Source organism: Rhodopirellula sp. J20-39, from assembly GCF_057365095.1.
On the sequence record NZ_CP195123.1, the window covers coordinates 3,494,730 to 3,515,708 of the forward strand.

Sequence of the window (20,979 nt, forward strand, 5' to 3'; positions counted from 1 at the left end):
ATGTTTATCGATCGCGTCGAAGTCGAACTCACCGCTGGCAAAGGTGGTGACGGTTGCATGAGTTTCCGCCGCGAAAAATTTGTCCCTAAGGGCGGACCCGATGGAGGTGACGGTGGGCTGGGTGGTAGCATCATCCTGGAAGCCAAAGTGGGCGTGAACTCGCTTTCCACTTTCGCTGGAAAACGATTCTTCAAAGCCGAGAAGGGCCAGCCTGGACAAGGCCGGCTTAAGCACGGGCGCGGTGGACATGACTTGCGTTTGTACGTTCCTTGCGGAACCAGCGTGATTGATGCCGCTGATGGCTACGTGATCCGCGACCTCACCAAGGTTGGTGACGAATTCGTCATCGCTCGTGGTGGCAAGGGCGGTCACGGGAACGCTCGATTCAAATCCGCCACCAACCAGGTTCCACGCGAAAAGACGCCGGGTGCTCCGGGTGAGTATCGTCACGTGATCCTGGAACTGAAATCGATCGCCGATGTCGGTTTGATTGGCAAACCCAACGCAGGCAAAAGCACGTTGCTGTCGCGGATCAGTAGTGCCCGCCCTGAAATCGCCGACTACCCGTTCACGACGAAGTATCCGAACCTCGGTATCGTCGAAATTGATGTAGAGCGTTCTTTCGTGCTGGCGGATATCCCAGGGTTGATCGAAGGCGCCAGCGAAGGTGTCGGACTTGGACACGAATTCCTCAGGCACATCGAACGAGCCGGACTGTTAGTCCACCTTGTCGAACCCGTGCCAATCGATGGCTCCGATCCAGTTCATAACTACAACGCGATCCGCGAAGAGTTACGGCAATACGATCCGACGATGGACACCCGAGATGAGTTGGTCGTGCTGACCAAGTCCGAACTGGATATCGGCGGTGAAGTCGAAGCCAAACTGAAGGAGTACTTTGCGGAGAACCCAGTCGATCACGATCGCCGGTTGTTTAAGATCAGTGCGGCCGCGGGGCTGGGCTTGGAAGAATTGACCAGTGTGATCATGGACAGTGTCACAAAACGCCGTCTTGAGATGATCCAGGCTGGCGAAGACATCATGCCAATTCGCGAAGTCGATCAGGTCGCGTCCGAACCACGCAAAACACGCGTGCCTCCGCATAAGCAAGGTTTGACGGCGAACTTGTCTGACGAACATAAGCCAATGGACGTTGAGGCATACGATCCTTGGGCGGAAGATAAAAAGCACCGCGGTCATACCAACCCGCACATCGAACGCTCCAAGCGACGAACGGGCAAGAAGCCGTGATCGTTGGTATTGACGTTGGCAATACCGCAATCAAATGGGCATGCAACGAGAAACCGAACGAGGTGGTATCGGTTCGTCTAAGTCATGATGACGGCATCAAGCAGGTGATTGATCAGGTGGCGGCTCTGCTAAAAACGGAAGCGGTCGCTTCGGAGATTCGCATCGCCAGTGTCAATCGCGGTGCTGCACAGGTACTTGAGTTGGGGCTACGTCCGGTCGTTGGGCAACAGGTCAGTATTCGAATCATCAGTCGGCATGACATTCCGCTGGAAGTCTCTGTCGATCAGCCGGACCGAGTCGGAATCGATCGCTTGGTGGGAGCATACGGTGCAGTGCATGGTAACTTTGCCAGCGAGTCGGACCAGGATTCTGATTTGCCGTTGGTTCTGGTGGATGCCGGCACCACAGTCACGGTCGATTTGGTTGATGCGGAAGGCGTCTATCTTGGCGGCGCGATCATCCCAGGTTTAGCAATGCAGACGACAGCGTTGGCCAGTGGCACGGACGCTTTGCCGAAACTCGATTGGGGAACGCAGTGTGGTGACACCGCCAATCTGGATTCGCCCGGTAAGAACACGTCTGCGGCCATTCGGCTAGGTATCTTGTCGTCCGTCGTCGGCGGCATCGAGCGACTGATCCGCTTGTACGGTGAACCCGCCAACCTCGTCGTGACCGGTGGCGACGCACCCTGCATCGCGTCCGCCCTAAGCGTCCCCTGCCAAGTCGAGCCCCACCTCGTCTGCCGAACCCTAACTCGGTTGCCCTCAACGAAGTAGACGAAGCCAAAGCTGGAGTCCAGGCTTTAGCCGATTCCGCACGACTGATAACATCGCCGGTTAGGTGATGTTAAATTTGCGGCTGGCAAGCATGTAAACTTACGGCGAAACCAATGCGGCTTCGCCCCATAGTGATGGGTCTTCGGCGACGGGGAAACTGTCGCTGAGCGTTAAGGCTTGAACGCCCAGTTCGCGGTCGGTCACCATGTAGTAGAAACCCAACTGCGGTTGGTCGACGGGGTCGAAGCCGGTCATTGCGGCAGTTGGAATTAAGCCTGAGATTTCGTAGCCGTCGTGTTTCGGAGCAGCGTGGATCTGCAGGGTTCCGGGCATGACGGGTTTGGGGTTCGAACGAGCTCGATTGATCAGAATCATCGATGCGACCGGTCGCTCCCGCTGCGGGCCGCCGCCGGCGGGTAGCCACAAAAACCGATGGCAGTGCTGGGTCGCTCGGTGGATGTTGGGGCTATTGCGGGTGTCGATCCAGATATGAAGCCCATCGCTTTCGTCCAATCGCGTGTCGCGGCACCAGGGCATGGTGCGCTTGCCGACGACCTTCATCGTGAAGCCGATTCCGTCGTTGGACCAACCCATCCGCAAATCGGCAAACGTCGGTGCTCCGGATAATGCACCAAATGAGGGCACGCGATGGGAGGGCGGCAATTCAATTCCGCGTTTCGTCCAAGCGAGGTCCGCTTTCAGGATTCGCACTTCGAAACGAAACAGGATTGTTGGATCAACGAGTTGGTTGGTCTTGGTCATAAGAGGCATCGTAACGAAATCTTCGCCAACGGGCATCGCTGGCTTGCTCGATTCGGTCAAAAACGTCGCACAATCGATACAGCCCGGCTGCATTCTCGAAAAGCCCCACTTTCGCTTATCGATATATGTTCCTTCAGCCGCAGGGTCGCCGATAGCGTGCTTAGCGACGAAAACGCAGATGTGTCGAGCGTGTCGGCCAGACCTTTTCTTTCCTATCCGGACGATCTTCTTGCTTGACCCAAGTTCGTTGTACCCACCTCAAATCTCACCCCACTGGACCTGCCCCAGCGTGCCAATGATGGCCCGCGACCTTCGAAATTGCCGCCTACCATTATTCCCCTGCAAACGATCCAACGATCACGTGCAACCAACGGCGCCGCTTCGAAGGCAACATCATAAAGGATTTATTCGATGTCAAACAAAGCATTCATTCGCCGTTCTTGTACCCGACTGTTGAAGTCGTTCGTTTCCAAGCCAGCTCGCCGGATGGCGCTCGCTGCCTTTATCGCTGGCTCGGCCATGGCGGCCGTCAACGCCGACGACCAAGAGATCCTCAACCGAATGGATCGCCAAGGCGGAATCTCGATTCTGGTTCACGAATTCCAAACCGACGCGGAGCCCGTCGCGGACGAAGCCATCGCCGATACGGAAGCATCCGAGCCAGCCGCCAGCATCGCCGCACTGCCGGCCTACGTTAGCCAAGGCACGCACGACAGCATCGGTACCCACGACAGCGTCCCGGTTGCTTCGAAAGCATCCAGTCAATTTGACCAGGCCATCGCCGCCGCTGTCTTCGCCTCAGCCACCAAGATCGGGATCTCCATCGAGCAGGTCCTGGAACCTTTTGCAATGATCGGTCCCATTGCGAATCAAGCTCCCGCCACCTTGCAGATCGACGCTGTCGAAGGTGGTGACATCTTCTTCGCCGCCGATGATGCCGCAGCCGTCTTCGACGAGTTGGTCGCCGAGGAAGCCGCAACGGACCTGCAACTTGCCGAAGCGGTTGCACTGAATCGATGGTGGCTCGACACTCAAACAGTCGCGGTTGCGAAGGTCACCAGCCAGGAAGTCGCCAAGGCCGACGCGATTCCTGCCGCAACCGACGGCGAAAGCGATCCCGCGAGTTCGACGCCTGATGCGGCAGTCGTCGAACTCGCGGCCGAAGAGTCGCTTGACTTGCAAGACGATGTCTCCTCCCCCAGTGACTCGACATTGGTCGGATCGTCGGCCATGATCGTCACGATCGAAGACGCGTATCTGCCGTATGATCTTGCCAAACGTGATCTTGATATTCAGTACTTGCCGCTTTCCAGCGTCGTTCCATTGACGCCCAAGAACTACGTCACCTACCCGCAAGAGACGCAATCTGAACTGCCCAGCAGTGCCGTCGCCGCCATCGCTTCTGAAGTCGCCGTCGCAGAAACAGAAGTCTTGGACAACGAAGGGCTTGAGCCATTGCCCGCGGACATGTTGGAAGATCTCGCGTCGGGAGTGAGCGAACTGATCGACAGGAGCAAGGTGAGTGGTTTCACGTTTGCGAAGGTTGGCGAGTCGTACGGCGAGTGGATCGCGAGCCTCGCACCGGCTCGTGCCGAGTTGGCGCAACAGATTGCCGAAGATCAGCAAATCGCGGCAGTGGTTGAACCAGCCGACGATGGTGAGATCAGCATCATTGATGGCGTGGCGATGATGCAGGTCGGTGGGGAACAAATCCCTGCACCGATCGCTGATCCGATCCCAGACGCGAACATTGGTCGAATCCGCATGGCGGTCTCGGATGTCGACATGATGTTTGTAGATGGATCGATGGTGCCGGCCCCCGTGGCCGATGACCTCCCCGACGCAGTTGACTCGTTCGAGCAGTTCGCGACGATGGACGTTGCTGGCGAAGCCGTGCCAGCTCCCATCGCCGATCCGCTTGCCAATGAGTTGCTGGTCGAGGAATCCTCGTTGGTGGCCAGCGAAGAAGCGGCCGCAGAGGTGGACGTGAACGAATTGGCGAAACGACTCGCTGCTCTCAGCTCGGCACAGCGTCAAGCAATCTTGACGATTTTGGATGCCCCGATGGTTGAGATCGCGTCGAAGCCAGAGTCTGTCGAATCGACTCAGCAGCGGTAGCTTTCGTTCGTAACGGAAAATCCCGTAGGTCACCCGCATTCGAATGGCCTACGGGATGTGTTCCGCAGCATTGACGTCCGTGTTCGCCTACCAGCCAACATCGCAATCAGTCAACATTGCCGATGAAATAGTTGAGCGGGTAGGCCGAACTGTTGCGTTTACTCTGACACCGTCAGCCGCTGAGCCTTTTTGATCAGTTCGATCATCTCGGCTCGCGAGCCTTCTGGATCACCGCCCTTCGCTTTCTGGGCCGTATGCAAAACATCCTCGTAGGTCCAGCTACCCGCGAAGGCACTGTTGCGAAGTTGCATTCCGAATCCAGCCACTGCAGCAGCGAATTGGAAGTCAGTGTCTGCGTCAGAAAAGTCCTGGTTCGAATCGACCAAAACGCGAGTCATCAGCGTGCTCTTCTTGCCTTGAGGCTGCTTGTAACGCAATTTCAAGGTCAGCATCTCTGGCTTGGTCAGATTGGAGTCTCTTGCCGAATTCGATTCGGTCGATGCATCGTCGGAATCGTTCGCATTTTCCTTTTCGGCATCCTCCTGATCGCTGTCGGATTCGTCACCAATTGAAAGTTCTTCGTTCAGCGTTGCTGAATCGCTCGAATACTTCAGCGGGTCAACTGCTGGTGAAATTGCGTCCGGTAACTTTCCGGCAGGAACGATCTCGTAAAGAGCTGTCACACGGTGTCCGGCACCGATTTCGCCAGCATCTTTCTTGTCATCGTTGAAGTCTTCTTTAGCCAGAACGCGGTTTTCGTAACCGATCAGGCGGTACGAAGAAACGACTTGCGGATTGAACTCGATTTGGATCTTCACGTCCTTCGCAACCGTGACCAGCGTACCAGTCAACTCTTTGACCAACACCTTTTTGGCCTCGTTGATGCTATCGATAAAGCCGTAGTTGCCTTCCGCGTCGTTGGAGATGCGTTCCATCATGGCATCGTTGTGGTTGCCCATGCCGAAGCCGAGTACGGTTAGATCGATGCCAGACTTAGCTTGCGATTTGGCTTCTCGGACAAGCTCATCGGTTCCGGTCATGCCCACATTGAAATCACCGTCGCTGCATAAGACGACGCGATTGACACCCTTCTTGATGAAGTGTTCACGAGCGGTTTGATAGGCGAGCTTCATGCCGGCACCTCCGTTGGTACTTCCACCCGCTTGCAATTGGGTTAGCGATTGCAGGATTTTGGAGCGATCCGAGACCGGCGTGCTATCGAGGACAAGGCCAGCGGAACCGGCGTAGACCACAATCGCGACCTGATCGTCGGGGCGAAGTTCATCTAACAACAGCTTCATGCCATCGATGACCAACGGCAGTTTGTTACGTGATCGCATTGACCCGCTAGTGTCGATTAGGAACACCAGGTTGCACTGAGGCCGTTCCTTCTTGTTCAGATCGATGGCCTGCAGCCCGACACGGACCAACTTGTGTTCGTCGTTCCAGGGACAGGCCGCAACATCCAGGCTAACCGCAAACGGAGCCGCGGTGCCTTTCCCTGTCGGAGCACCCGTTGGAGTCCAGGCTTTAGCCGGTTCCCCACTAGCGTTTTCGTCTTCCGCATCATTATCACCCTGCTCATCGTCGTCGCTATCATCCAAGTCATTCTGATCACCTTGGCTCTTCGCTTTCAGCTTAAAGGCTGGACTCCAACTTTTGCTGTAGTCGTAGGAGAAATAGTTGATCATCTCTTCGATACGAACCGCGTCAGGACGAGGCAGTTGCCCACGCTGCAGGAACATTCGCACCTTCGAATAGCTCGCCGTGTCGACGTCGATCGATAGAGTACTCAACTGGTGATCCGCAACACGCTTGAACGTGTTTTCAACGAGCACGTCGTACTTGTCGCCTGACATGCCGGGCCCGACTCCCTGATCGGGGCGGGATTCGGCGGGCATCGAATCGTCGTCAAAGTCCATCTGCACGCCACGGCCTCGAATGGAGCTTTGTTTCTCACGAGAGCGTGAATCACGAATCGATGAACTTCCAAACGCTTGGGGTGCTTGCATACTGGCCCGCAAATTGCCATCCCTACCTAGTTCTCTTGTACCATTGAAAGGTTTGCCCATACCAGGCGTGGATCGTTTAGCCGAAATGCCCTCCTGATCCGCAGACGCAAGCGGGGCCATAGCGGGCCCGGCGAATGAGGCACCTGGCGCGGCTTTAGGTGCTGGTGCGGGTTCAGATAATGTTGTTGGGACCGACGCTGGTGTAGGACTTTCTCGCACGTCGCGCATCGCCCCTGAAATCGCCCCAGAAACATCGGGACTGGAAAAAGACTTGGCTGCTCGTGGTTCCAGTGCCATCGCCAACGGAGCGGATTCACGTGCCATCGTGTCAGATTCAGCTCGCATACCGGACGCTCGATTCATTTCGACGTCGGCGATGCCAAAGTCGTCCGCTGCCATCATGGAAGCGTCTAAGCCGGCATCTTGTGGGGCCGCCGACGGGGCTTCGCCATCGATCTGAGTAGCATCTATGTTGATTGCGATATCGGCGGATGTCGAAGAATCAGAGTCCGCCCTCAAGCTAGAAGCCGCAATGGATCCAGACGGTTGCGATTCTTCGGCGAACCCTTCATCCGCCAATTCGCTAGTCGGTTCGTTACGAGCATCGGGTTCCTGCATCGCCATCGGTCGGTTGCCCTTTGTTAACGACCACACGACCGGCAGGCTGAGTGCAGCAAGTACACCGACGATGCTGGCGGCAACAAAGAATTGAGTCCATGTGAACTTCGATGTGGACGCCGACGCGGCCGAACCCGGTGTTGCGGAACCGGTCGCCGTTGTCGTCGCTGAATCAGATGAAGGCGATGCCAGAACCTCCTCGCGCCGTTTGGGATCGAGGGATTGGCTTGGGATGGCGGCATAAAAGCCTTCGAGCTTGTTAGTTACTTCGCGTGCTTGCTCGACCGCGTCGGAAAGCGACGGGTCGTGCTGCATCGCTGCTTCAAACGACTGTTTTTCGTCGCCCGTCAGTTCGCCCATGACGTACGCGGTGATGCGTTCGTCATCCCATGGGTCAGAGTGGTTGTTATTGTTGGACATTGTATTTTTATGAGATTGAATGGTTTGATAGTCGTGTTGGAGTCCAGGCGTTTGCATGTTCTCCAGTGCCTGGCAGCCTAATGGCTGGACTCCAACGTCAGCCGCAGCGACGCGACGGCTTGATGCAGATGAAAGCCAACGTTGGTTGGCGTCAGCCCGGTCACGTCGGCGATTTCGCGGTAGCTCAGGCCTCCCTGCATTCGCAGTTGCAGGACTTCGCGTTGTCGGGGTGTCAGGCTGCCGATGGACTCGGCGACTTGTTGCTGTTCTTCGTCGGCGATGACGGTGTCTTCAGGCATCGGGGACGGGTCGACGACGTTGGCTTCGGGGGCATCGTCGTTGGAATCACCCGCACGGGATGCTGTTCCCGAGCGAGAAAATGAATGGGGGTTTCGTTTTCGTTGCATGTCGATCACTCGGGTTCTGCAAACGGTAAACAACCATGGCGTCAGCCTTTCGGCGAACTCGAACAGCGTTGGCGGGTCGGGCGAGGCGGCGATTTCGCGTGCCTTGCGGCATAACTGCAAAAACGTCTCCTGCACGGCATCTTGGGCCGTCGTCCGGTCGCGCAGCAAACACTTCGCATAAGACAGCAATCGGTGTTCGTGGCAATCGACGGCGTCGGTCAGCCAGTCGCTCAGGTCATCGGGGCTATCTTCCATGGAGGTTCACGGTTGGCGGGAAGAGAAGGATGGGCGAGGGAACCGTTCCGCACGCAACAGGAACAACGAATGAAAGCGAATTCTATTAGCCGGAAAGCTGACTTTTGGAGGCTACGACCGCTAATGCAGGTCTAAAAAGAAAAATCCGCATGCGAAATTCGACAATGTCCCAGTTGTAAGCCAAGTTTGTTCACCTTTCGATGTGTTCCGTCCAATCCCTCGCAAACAACACGGTCGCGGTCTCCTATGAAATGCATCTCCTGCGCTGCACCGGTATCTCGTTTGGACCGCTCCGGCCGGTATATCTGCGAATATTGCGAGACCGAAGCGGTGGCTCAGGCACTGGCCGACAGCGTTGACAAATTGGTGCTGACCGGCACGGTTTCGTCGCTGCCGTGTCCGTCATGTTGCCATTCCGGTGCCCGCAACGGTTCCACCGTGATGCTGGAAATGGGATCTTTGGACGAACAGCCGATCTTGGGGTGTCGAACTTGCCAAGGCGCGTGGATCCGTCGGCCGTCTTTCGCCATTTTGGTGCACGGACGCCGAGCGGAGTACACCGGCCCGGATCGTTTAAGCGACTTTGATTTGGCGGTTGATGGGCCTCGTGAACACCACGACCGATTGTCCTGTCCAACGTGCCAATCGACGATGGAATCGTTCTTTTATGCCGGTCCAGGCCGAGTCGCGATTGACTCCTGTGCCGCTTGCGAACGGGTATGGCTCGATTGCGGCGAGCTAACGCGAATCGCCGAAGCACCCGGTCGCCGGTAAGTCGACGAAGATTTGTAAGAGTCGTTTCGTTGATCCGCGAAACGGTTTTGAACGGTCTTAAACGATCTCTGCGGGATCGTCGCTAGCCGTTTTGAATTCGGAATGCCAGTTGTTGCAATTCGCTGGCCAAATCCACGTTGATCACCGCGACGGCGGAAGAAACTCGCAACGTCGTGGGTGCAAAATTGAGGATGCCCTGGATCCCGTGTGCGACCACTCGGCCCGCCACGTCCATTGCGTGTTCGCTGGGGACCGAGATGATTGCCAATTCCGGTTTGTATTCTCGCAACACCAGTTCCAGGTCATCCAACGCGCGGATCGCGGTGCCGCCGACGCTACGTCCAACCTTGGTGGAATCCGTGTCGAACGCCGCTACCAAGGTGAAGCCCAATTGTTCGAAACCTTTATAACGCAACAACGCGTTTCCCAGTGACCCGACGCCGATCAAGACGGCCTTCCATTGCACGCCACTTCCCAAGACCCGACCAATGTGGTCGACCAGCATCGCGACGTCATAGCCGACGCCTCGTCGCCCGCTTGACTGGATTGAACTCAGGTCGCGACGTACGACTGCGGCGGACACATTAACCAAAGCCGCCAGGTCGCGGCTGTTGGTGGACGTGGTCCCGCCATCAAGCAACCGATGCAGTTCGCGGTAATAGAGACTCAGGCGACCGACCGCGGGCGTGGACAGGTCGCCTCGCGTGGTGGTCGGTTTCGGTTCGTCGTTCATGGCAATCGCAGTTCGTGGGCGTTTCTTTTGATGCCGGAAGATGACTAACAGTAACGGTTTTGCCGGTCGCACGCACAGGCTAAGTCCAGGACAGCCAGCGCGGTGGTGATCGCACACCAACTTGGCGGTAATCGGGCTGTGATTTCAGATCAACTTGGGACCCTCAACCCAACCTCGTCGTCACAATCCGCACAGGCGGTAGGGTCGTTCTGAGCGACCGGCCTAAACGCTTTCTTTTGCCTTGTGTCCCCCGTTTGCGTATCCCAGCCTTGATCCGTAGTCGATGTAGTTTGTGCAACGGAATCATTTTCGCTATCCCGCAAGCTCAACGCATGTGTTTTAGGCAAGTGATTGCAACTCGACCCTCCCTTCTTGATCGCTACCACAGCCTTAGTTTGGCTGACGGGCACCACGCGGACAAGTGACACACGTTCAAGCTTTGAACTGACGGGAAGTGATTACCGCACAAGCCACCAACACTGACTGAGAAAGTGGGACGGGCTAGCGAGGTTTGGTTCCGTTGATGGGCTTGCCGGGGGGTTCCGGTGGCCAGTGGAAAGCTGCGTCTTATGCAACGCCTAGCGTTGTTTCCTGTGGAGATTTTGACATGAAGAAGTTCTGGTTGATGCCCGTCATCGCGTTCATCGCGATTGTCTCGGGCGCTACTGCTGCTCAAGCCGCATATTGCGGCGCGATCAGCTACGAAGGCTGTAGCAGCTGCGGTGGCGGATCGGTCGTCGCTGATAGCGGCATTGCCGGTGGTTCCGTCGTCGCAGACGGTGCTGTCATCAGCGAAGGTGCGGCTCCCGCATCGGCTGGTGGATCGTACACCGTTATGCGAACTGTTCGTGAAACCGTGATGGAGCAAGTTGAAGAAACTCGCTACCGCACTCGCAACGAAACTTACTACGTTGACCAAGTCGTCAACAAAACGCGAATGGTTCCTGAAACCACTCAGCGTGAAGTTCAATATACCGTGATGGTTCCCCATCGCGAAACGCGTCAAAAGACGATCAACTACACCGTCAACAAGCCTGTGTACGAAACTCGCCAGCGAGTGATCAACTACACAGTCAAGAAGCCTGTGTACGAGACTCGTACAAAGACGATCAACTACACGGTGATGAAACCTGTTTACGAACAGCACCAACGAGTGATCAACTACACAGTCAAAAAGCCTGTGTACGAGACACGTACGAAGACGATCAACTACACGGTTAACAAGCCAGTGTACGAAACACGTACTCGTACGACCAACTACACAGTCATGAACCCCGTGTACGAAACTCGTACTCGCAACGTAAACTACACCGTTTACAACACCGTTCGTGAAGAAAAAGTTCGCACTGAAAACTACAGCGTGAGCGTTCCTCAGCAATACACCAAGACCATCACGGTCAAGGGTGGACACTGGGAAACTCGCACTGAAACGGTTCCTGGTCCAATGATCCGTCGTACGGTTCGTGAGCCTGGTACTTCGTACTTCGACGCTGCAACTTGCCGCACCGTATACTGCCCCGGCAAGTGCCGAGTAGAATGCGTTCAAGGTTGCCCAAAGACCATCTGCAAGAAGGTCTGGGTTCCTACTTGTGAGCAACGCGAAGTCACTTGCACTAAGTACGTCACCGAGTGCCGTACTCGTGAAATTCCTTACACTGTTTGCCGTCGCGTTCCTGAGTGCCGCACCAAAGTGGTCGAGTACAAGGTTTGCAAGATGGTTCCAGAATGCCGCACGAAGACCTGCAACTACACCGTTTGCAAGATGGTCCCAGAATGCCGCACCAAGGAAGTTTGCTACAAGGTCTGCAAGATGGTTTGCGAAAACCGTCAAAAGACCTGCAACTACACGACCTGCAAGATGGTTCCTGAGTGCCGTACCAAGACTTGTAACTACACCGTCTGCAAAATGGTTTGCGAAAACCGTCAAAAGACCTGTAACTACACCGTCTGCAAGATGGTTCCAGAATGCCGCACCAAGGTTTGCAACTACACCGTTTGCAAGATGGTTCCAGAATGCCGCACCAAGACTGTTTGCAGCACAACTTGCCGCAAAGAGTGCTACCAAGAAACCATCAAGGTTGCTAAGTGCCGCAAGGTTTGCGAGCCTTACACTGTAACCCGATGCGTTCCACGTGTTGTTTGCAAGCAAGTTCCTGTCACCGTTTGCTGCCCAGCTCCTTGCTGCGGTGCATCGGCTGCCGGTAGCGATTGCGGATGCGGTGCTCCAGCAGCTTGCGGATGTGACTCGGCTTCGGCTTGTGGTTGCGACGCAGCACCAGCTTGTGGCTGCGACGCAGCTCCTTGCTGTGCACCAAAGAAGAACTGCATCAAGAGCTTGATGGACAAGATCTTCGCAAAGCCAGCTTGTGGCTGCGAAGTGATCGACAGCTGCGGCTGCGACGTTGCACCTGCTTGCGGATGCTAGTTTGAAACCAGTTTGATTTCAGGAAAGCTGGTCTGCCGAATGAGTCGGCGGACCAGCGGCCCTGGGAACAAACCACACGGATATTTAGGACGCCTTCCACGCGACTAAGCCCCAATCGAATCCAACCGACCGGGCTGGCTCGGATACTCTTCGAATAACGAGCAGCCGGCGGTGGATTCGCCGGGGCGCTTGCCCTCCCAGCAGCCGCTAACGGGACGAGCGTTCAAACGAACTCCAATCGGGGTCGAGATTCTCAAGGATTGAGAAACTCGCCCCTTTTTTATGCGCCGACCTAAACGTCTCGGCAACAAGCGTTCGCATGCAGGTGCAGCTCATCGGCTGGTCAACCGCATTCCATCGGGACCACGTCGCGCTTTCTACAGCCGGCAACTTAATCGCCTTGCAACGCGATAGGCTCACTCGTTTGCCTTCTTGGCCAGCCTCGCGTTATCAAACCCCAGCGGGCTGCATCTGACCATTTGTTGCACCCGTCGCGACAATAGACGGCAAGTCAATTTAGGCGTCACCACGTACTCACCGATGGACGGTGATGGTATGCGTGGCGAGTTGACCGAGTCGCCCGAGCTGCGCAGTGTTGGTGGCGGCAAAATCGTGAGACGCGCGGCCGTCATGATGCTGGTCGCCGAATCGATGGCTCGCCGAGGGGTTGTTCTGCTTTTAGCAACTGACCGGACCGGGGTCATCGCAGGTGGTAATTTTCGCAATGCTAGCAAACCTTGCGAGGTAAGAGAGGGCGATAACGTAGTTTGTGACCAGGGGCAAAAATTTCACGAATGTACGGAAGAGTAGAATGGGGCAACATATTAGCGGTGCGCGTTTCGTTAGAGATCGTTTCCGGCGGGGCATGCTGAAGGCCAAGAATCGCAAGCGGCTATTACTGGCGGCAATGATCGTCGGGACGACGTTTTCGACCGCAGCTAACGCACAGTCGCCGACCGGTGGCAGCATCGTCGCTGGTGCGGGAACGATCGACACGAGTGTGGCGAATCTGACCAACATCACGACGACGACCAACCGCGCGGTCATAAATTGGTCGGACTTTTCGGTCGGACAGGGACAGACGGTCAATTTCGACCAACTCAGTTCCAACTCGGCGGTCTTGAATAAGGTGATGGCTGGCGCGCCGCAATCGCTGATCGATGGAGCGATCACGTCCAACGGAAACGTGTTCCTTTCCAACGCCAGCGGCATCGTGATTGGATCGACGGGCACGATCAACACGAATGGATTCACTGCGACGACGTTAGATATTTCCAATGACCGTTTCATGAGCGGTGATCTTTCGTTCTCGGGAAGCTCTTCAGCGGCGGTTACGAACAATGGGTTGATCTCGACCGGCGACGGCGGTGCCCATTTGATTGCGTCACAGGTCTTCAATAACGGAACGATCGAGTCGACCGGTACGATCAATATGGCGACGGGCGGCCGACTGAAGATGGCTGGTGGGACGTACATCCAAGCCGACCTCGACACGATCAAGGGCGGCATCGCTGCAGGTGCCTCTTTGATCGGAAACAGTGGCACGGTGCGGGCAATCGGAGGTCTGAACGTGGGCGGTGAAGTCTATTTGGTGAACCCGAATGGGCGGATCGTTAACGACGCTACGATTACAGCGGCGCTCACGAATCCCGGCGGCTCGGCCAGCCCTAGTGGTTCAGGCAGTCCATCGTCGGCGGGTGGTTCAGTTGAAATGCTGGCCTCGACCGAAGCGACCCTGGATCAGGGCACCATCGACGTCAGCGGTACAACGGGCGGACGAGTCGTCGTGACTGGCGAAACAGTCACACTGAAAGGATCGACGATCGACGCATCCGGCGAGTTAGCTGGCGGTGACGTGCGAATCGGCGGTGGATGGAAGGGGCAAAATGCCGAGATCGCCAACGCGAGCCAAACGTCGGTCTCCGCCGATTCCACCATCAGTGTAGATGCGACCGTCAACGGTGATGCCGGGACGGTTGTAGTTTGGGCCGATGGCGACACTGAATTCGCCGGCCAAATAAACGCTCGCGCATTAGGTACGGGCAACGGTGGTAACGCGGAAGTTTCCGGAAAGAACAACCTGACCTTTACCGGCAACGCGGATCTGCGATCAACCAATGGCGAGTACGGGGCTTTGTTGCTGGATCCATCCAACTTCACGATCAATGCAACGAACGAAGATGCAATTCGGGCCCAGTGGGGTTCTGGAGCACTGGTCATCGAAGCTGACAACCTGATCGAAGTGGAGTCCGATTTGTTCCCGACCGTTTCTTCCGGCGGCGATGAGATGACATCCTTGGATGGTTCAAAGACATCACTGACACTCCGCGAGACAAGTGGCGGTGATGGTGCAGTGGACATCACCATCGCGGCGGAGATCCGTGATTCCAGAAAAAACTCCGCCGCCGTTGACTTCAATGCCGGAACCGGCACGCTCACGGTCACCGAAGACGGTCGCATCAGCAGTTCGCTGGGCGGCATTTCGGATGTCACGGTGACAGCCGGGGAGGTCGATGTTGCGGGGGCTAGTTGGATTGACAAGTTGATCGCTACGGGTGACGAGTCCGTTGGTTTGGGAACCGCAGCGACCGGCTCCTTGAACCTCAGCGACGATGATCTCGCTTCTCTATCGGTGGGCACGATCGAGGCTGGCGACGTTGATATCGAGATGGGCGAATCCGCCAGTGCGATTTCGTCCCTGAATATCGACGCCGATGCTGTCAACATCGACCGGTTCGCCGGACGATCGCTGTCGATCAGTTCCGATGACCTCACCATCACCGGTCCGGTTGCCGGCAGTGGAACGTTTCAGTTCGATGGCAAGTCAACCAAAACCATCGGACTGGGCAGTGCTGGCGGGCAACTACAGTTCTCCAAATCGATCTTAGAAGGGATCACCGGGTTCTCGACCTTCGACATTGGAACCGCTACCGGTATTGGCAGTGATATCGCGATCGACGATGCAGCGTTGAACTTCAATTTAGTCACATTGCGAGGTTCATCGGTTGATATCGACACCCTGGCGATCGGCACCAACCTCAAGCTGATTACCGATGGCCTGAATGTGCAAAACCAGATAGTTAAATCAGCCGATACCGGTACGCTGACACTCGATCCGATATCTAGTTCGCAGGCCATCGGCTTGGGCGATGGAACCATCGGTCTTTTCAATGTGACTGCTGAAGAATTCGATTTCCTCGGAACTTATAGCAGCTTGCTGGTGACCGGCAGTACCGGAGTCCTTCACGCCGATATGGACTTCACCGGAAACTACGCAACCGGGATCACGCTTGATGGAGGCAGCGGAGAGGCGGTCGTCGATGCGGTGACCACCGATTCGGGTTTCTTCAAACTCATCAGTGGTGAGATCTCTCTCACCGGTTTCTTGACCGGTGATGCCGATAACACCGATTTGCAGTTGTTCTCGGGTTCAAGCAGCATGGCAGTCGGCGCCGCGGCAGCGGGGGACTGGACTCTAGACAGCGAAGCATTCGATCTTATCACGAATTTCGAATCGGTGACTTTCCAAAACACTAGCGCTTCGGGCCTACTGAACGTGGCCGGCGCCGATTCAATCAATCCGCTCGACTTTGGTACCATTACCACTGGTGCAGTGAACTTGCTAGCCGACGCGTTGCAGCTAAGTGACGTCAAAGTTCCCGAAGCCCTCAACCTTTCGGTGTATGAAGCACTCGAAATTGGTGGTGCCGTGACAACCGAAGACAGCGATAGTTTCCTGACGATCAATGCAGGAAGAGTTTCCAGCACCAGTAGTTCGCGAGCGACGTCGGTCGGACTTGGTACTGGGGCCACCGGTAACGTCCACCTGGATGATTCGGAGCTCAACCACCTCGCCGGTTTCGATACGATCGATGTGGCTCATGTCTCGGCAACGACGCCGGGTACCACGACGATTGACGCGACGCTCGACAAGAACCTAAAGGTCCGTGGCGGTCGTTCGATTGAGATCGCATCGTTAACCTCTACCGGCGGCAGCAACATTGATCTGTCCACGGCGTATCAATCTGGTGGTACCGGCAACATTGGTACCGACAAGATTGACGTGACCAACATCGATGCCTCCGGTGATATTCAGCTGGATTCCACTCAAGTCTTGGTCAAAGGTGTCGTGCAAACGACTCAAGGCGATGTTTCGGTTGACGCGACGCTGGCGGAAATTGGCGACGGAACGCAATCCACTCCAGTTAGCATAGGCAGTGCCGCCGGTTCGACGAACATCAACACAGAAACCCTAACGGTCAATTCCAGTTCCAATGCGTCCGCTCAGATCGGGTTTGCATTCACCGATACGACAACTTCTGTCGACGGCGACATTACGGTTGATGCATCCGGTGACATCGTGCTTACTGGTGTCGGAACGCACCTCGCGACGATCGGTCATGGTGATGCACCCGGAAACGATGACACCGGAAAATCGGCCGCTGGTAACGTGCAGGTTTTGGGCGGGAAAGACGTCCAAATTTCGAATGGGCACATCGGCCATGTGATCGACGCTGGCGGAACTTACACGTCCGGAACTACGGTCGTTTCGGCTGGTCTTTCTGACTTTACCGAGGACAACGTTGATCGGGAAATTGAAGATGCGCACCAACCCTACACATTGGTAGCCGACGCCAATTCCAATTTCGTCAGTGCAGCATTTGCTGACGGCGGCACCCTTGGCTTCTACGTACCGGATGTTTCGCAATATCTTGTTGACTCAGATGCATCGCTGAATGGTGGTCATGCGACGGGTGAAGTGCCAACCAACTATGGCGGCCCCAGTGACCCGAACAACGGGTTCTACGGCGAGTACGTCGGCGACGCGGCTCAGAACTGGTCCATTTTTTCGGCGCCCATCGGACTGGAAATCCAAATTGGTGACTCCACTTCGGTCTACGGTTCGGACATTACCGAATTCGCGGACGTCACCCTGCTAGGTGACAATTCGAATCTGTTCGGAGCAACCACCGAAGAAGATTTGAATCTTTCCGCGGACTACGCCGGACTGAACAGTGACTCCGATGCCGGCACGACCGTGCTGCAGATCAAAACCGATGACCTCAAGAAGGGTTACTACATCAAACAAATTTATCGGAACGGCCAATCGTTCGATTCGGTCCCAATCGACACCGCTGGCACCCACACGATCACCCCCGCTGAATTGAACATTTCGATCAATAGTCAAACGAAGATCTATGGCGACGTTTTCACTTGGGACGGTACCGAATTCAATGTATCTGGACTGGTCAATAGCCAAACCATCGACAGTCTGACGATGACTTCAAGCGGTGCCGAAGCATCCGCCTCGGTCAGCGGTGGTCCGTACCAGATCACGGGATCGGCACCCACGGGGACGGACTTCAAGTCGTCCAACTACGATATCACCTACGTTGTAGGTCCGCTCTCCGTGACGCCTGCTCCGCTCACACTAACGCTAGGATCGTCGACCAAAGTGGTTGGTGCGGAATCCAACCTCGATGGAACCGAATTTACCGCCGAAGGGCTCAAAAACGAGGACTTGGTTGAGACGATTACCCAGGAAAGCGAAGGGATCCCGAGAGCGGCGGTGGTAGGTGTCTATGAACTGACCGGTCGTGATCCTATCGGCTCGGTCTTCGATGCCTCCAACTACGACATCACCTTTGAAGATTCGACATTAACGGTTCGGTCACCGGAAGATAACACGACCCATGACGTCTGGTCACGAGCTGGCTTGGTGGCTGGGTCGGTTAATAATCTGATGGGCGGTGGAGGTGGTTCGATAACCAGCGGGCAACGGGGCAGTGCATCGGTAGGCGTGACTGATCCGAACGCAGGCAATGGTGATGACGGTACGGTGTCGCAAGAAAGTACGAATTCCGACGACGAGCAGTCCGGCGAGTTGGCGGTGCAACTTCCAGGCGATTTGCCTGACCCGAATGCAACAAGCTAGCCGAGATCCAGGAGTGGGGAGACCTGCAAGGTGGAAGAGCGGGTAGGCCGGATCAAGGACTCAAATCATGGCGGAGCAAGGCAATGGTAACTTTATCAAGTTATCTGTGGACGGAAATTGAAGTTCCAATTCCAACCGCTGCTCCGGCAATGATGCAATTGGTTTCATCCGGTTGATGCGCATTTCCTCGCTCCATTTTAAGAGGAGACGTGGCTGTCGAAACCGCGTCGTCCATGGAAGATCGATCCTTTGGTCTTCTTTAGCCGAACTTTCAATTTGAGCGAGTTCAAGGGCTGAGGCCAATATGCGTGCAAATCGCGTTGTTCATATCAGCGCAGTTGTTCGGCCCTGAACTCGTGTGATAGCCGGGGCACTTGCGTCGGTCGATGATGACTTACGCATGCTATTGGTGGCGGGGCACGTCGCGAGATAGCACGTTCTACCGCAGTGGATTGCCTTTTCTAAAGGCGTCCACTAAGGGGTTTTTTAAGCGTTTTACGTTCTGATTGATGGATTAACCGTTCAGCCCGGCGACAAATGGTCGCCATGCGTTGTAACGAACATCAGCGATCAGACGAAATGGATTTTGGGGCAACAGGATGATGGATCGTCGTTTTTGGGTTGCAATCGCTTTGGTAGCGGTTGCACAAACGCTGTGTAGTAGTCACGCGTTTTCGCAGAACTTTGAGCGATATCAGCCTAAGTTATTCGGGGCAACGAACGATCGTGCGATCGATCTGAACGCGACTCAGTCACCCGAAGATGCGCTTCCATCCAGTGATGCGGTGTTGGTTGATTCCTTGGAAGCGGTGATCATTCTGGATCATGCTGATTCCGTCACGCCACACGAATCCCATGCGGAACTGCAGGGCGTTCATTGCCAAGTCGGTTCGAACTCATCACTGGCGAACTCAACGAGAGTCCACCATGTGATCCACCGACACCTTGGCAAACCGATCACACTGCGGAACCTGAACCAACTGACTCGCGACATTATCACGATCTATGAAAAGTGCGGTCAACCGATCGTCGATGTCCAGATTCCAGAGCAAAAGGTTACCGGCGGTACCGTCCAAATCGTGATCATCGAATCACGAATCAGTTCGATCAATGTTGCCGGTGCAACTTGGCTCGATCCATGTCGATTCCGAGGTCAAATTACACGGTCTCGCGTGGGGGGACGGATATACGAACCCTGTCTTGCGGAAGACCTCTATTGGCTTAACCGAAACCCGTTCCGTTCGGTCGGACTGGACCTTCAACCCGGTGGCTACGACGGAACCACCGACTTAACGTTCGAAGTCGATGATGTTTTCCCAATGCGTGCGTACTTGGGATACGAAGACACCGGCGTGGATACTTTGGGGTTGGAACGACTCTATTCCGGGTTGGTTATCGGCAACCTGTTCGGCCAGGACGGGATCTTGGGATATCAGTACACCGCCGACGGCGACTTCTCTCAACTGCAAGCACACGCACTCAGCTACAGCGTTGACTTTGATCGAAAGCATTCCGCGTTCTTATTTGGAAGCTGGGCTTCGGCGTCACCAACCCTGCCCGCTCCGCTGACCCAAGACGGTGAAGCTTGGCAACTGGGCTCGCGGCTTTTCCACTATCGAACCCGGACCGCCAACGAGGAAAGTGCGTTTTTCGTTGGAACCGACTTTAAGTCGTCCAACACCTCCGTTGAGTTCGGTGTGGTCAACGCCACCCAGTCCGATGCCGACTTGTTGCAACTTAACTTCGGCTACAACGCATTCAAACGACGGGCCAACGGCGACTACGCTCGCTGGAACACTGACTTTTATGTCAGCCCCGGCGACGGATTTACGTCGAACAACAATCGTGCCTCCTTCAGCACGCTTCGTGCAGACACAGCACCGGGTTACATCTATTGCCGCTCAGCGATCGATCTGAGACGGCAACTGGGATGTCGCCACGAATTGGTTTCGCGGGCCGTCGGTCAATTGACATCTGACCGGCTACTTTACAGCGAAACGCTTGGTTTTGGCGGGTACGATTCCGTCCGCGGTTACGACCAACGTGTTGCTAACGGCGACAACGGCTGGCTAACCAGTTTTGAATTCGGGCCGAATGCGACCGTGTATGGATGCGGTAAGTCCGAACGGACGCTGAAGTACTACGCGTTCTCGGATCTGGGGCAGGCCTTCGTATTGGACGCTCAGGTGGGCGAAGAAAAAGAGCAGTTCTTGGCCAGCGTCGGCGTCGGACTTCGCTTTGCACTCGCCGATCGACTTGCACTGCGACTCGACTACGGCCATGGTCTCAACGATGTCGCCACTGCTCCGGCAGGCGGACGAGTCCACGTCGGGGTTGTCTCGTTCTTAGGCCCAACGCCCAAACGACGATAGGAAAGTCGTGTTGTTGGATTAAGAACGTTCTACCGGACCGGTGTAAACCATCCGGTGTCAACTTAATCATAACGCCAAGTTTACACTGGCGTTCAAGCTCCACTCCACCTCGATTTCAACC

General features: G+C 55.7%; 11 protein-coding genes. 7 read left to right on the forward strand and 4 right to left on the reverse strand.

Features of this window, described 5'->3' with window-relative positions; genetic code table 11:
• Complete coding sequence (gene obgE, locus ACR3ZL_RS12745; RefSeq protein WP_473652772.1) at positions 1-1,251, forward strand: GTPase ObgE; 1,251 nt, start codon at positions 1-3, stop codon at positions 1,249-1,251.
• Positions 1,248-2,027: a type III pantothenate kinase gene (locus tag ACR3ZL_RS12750; protein ID WP_473652771.1), complete on the forward strand. Its 780-nt coding sequence runs from the start codon at positions 1,248-1,250 to the stop codon at positions 2,025-2,027. Before obgE ends, ACR3ZL_RS12750 begins: the two co-directional genes overlap by 4 nt.
• A gap of 99 nt (positions 2,028-2,126) precedes the next feature.
• On the opposite strand, the gene ACR3ZL_RS12755 is transcribed toward ACR3ZL_RS12750, so the two are convergent.
• Positions 2,127-2,672 (reverse strand): DOMON domain-containing protein, encoded by a 546-nt coding sequence (locus tag ACR3ZL_RS12755; RefSeq protein WP_486173583.1) that lies wholly within the window; start codon positions 2,670-2,672, stop codon positions 2,127-2,129.
• A gap of 528 nt (positions 2,673-3,200) precedes the next feature.
• On the opposite strand from ACR3ZL_RS12755, the gene ACR3ZL_RS12760 reads away from it, so the two are divergent.
• Complete coding sequence (locus tag ACR3ZL_RS12760; RefSeq protein WP_473652770.1) at positions 3,201-4,907, forward strand: hypothetical protein; 1,707 nt, start codon at positions 3,201-3,203, stop codon at positions 4,905-4,907.
• 158 nt (positions 4,908-5,065) lie between these two features.
• On the opposite strand, the gene ACR3ZL_RS12765 is transcribed toward ACR3ZL_RS12760, so the two are convergent.
• Entirely contained in the window at positions 5,066-7,957 is a 2,892-nt protein-coding gene (locus ACR3ZL_RS12765; RefSeq protein ID WP_473652769.1) for a YfbK domain-containing protein, read from the reverse strand.
• Positions 7,958-8,034: 77 nt separating this feature from the next.
• Positions 8,035-8,619 carry an RNA polymerase sigma factor gene (locus tag ACR3ZL_RS12770; protein WP_473652768.1) on the reverse strand — a complete coding sequence of 195 codons (585 nt, stop codon included), beginning with the start codon at positions 8,617-8,619 and terminating at the stop codon, positions 8,035-8,037.
• Between the two features lie 246 nt (positions 8,620-8,865).
• Here ACR3ZL_RS12770 and ACR3ZL_RS12775 point away from each other — a divergent pair, with 246 nt between their 5' ends.
• Positions 8,866-9,393 (forward strand): TFIIB-type zinc ribbon-containing protein, encoded by a 528-nt coding sequence (locus ACR3ZL_RS12775; protein ID WP_473652767.1) that lies wholly within the window; start codon positions 8,866-8,868, stop codon positions 9,391-9,393.
• Between the two features lie 82 nt (positions 9,394-9,475).
• Here ACR3ZL_RS12775 and ACR3ZL_RS12780 read toward each other — a convergent pair whose 3' ends face one another.
• Positions 9,476-10,126, reverse strand: a complete 651-nt coding sequence (locus ACR3ZL_RS12780; protein WP_473652766.1) for a redox-sensing transcriptional repressor Rex — start codon at positions 10,124-10,126, stop codon at positions 9,476-9,478.
• A gap of 607 nt (positions 10,127-10,733) precedes the next feature.
• On the opposite strand from ACR3ZL_RS12780, the gene ACR3ZL_RS12785 reads away from it, so the two are divergent.
• From ACR3ZL_RS12785 to ACR3ZL_RS12795, 3 genes are all read left to right on the forward strand, one after another.
• Complete coding sequence (locus ACR3ZL_RS12785; protein ID WP_473652765.1) at positions 10,734-12,551, forward strand: hypothetical protein; 1,818 nt, start codon at positions 10,734-10,736, stop codon at positions 12,549-12,551.
• Positions 12,552-13,362: 811 nt separating this feature from the next.
• Positions 13,363-18,486: a beta strand repeat-containing protein gene (locus tag ACR3ZL_RS12790; RefSeq protein WP_486173519.1), complete on the forward strand. Its 5,124-nt coding sequence runs from the start codon at positions 13,363-13,365 to the stop codon at positions 18,484-18,486.
• 599 nt (positions 18,487-19,085) lie between these two features.
• On the forward strand, positions 19,086-20,858 hold the full coding sequence (locus ACR3ZL_RS12795; protein ID WP_473652762.1) for a ShlB/FhaC/HecB family hemolysin secretion/activation protein: 1,773 nt from the start codon (positions 19,086-19,088) through the stop codon (positions 20,856-20,858).
• Positions 20,859-20,979 lie beyond the last annotated feature (121 nt).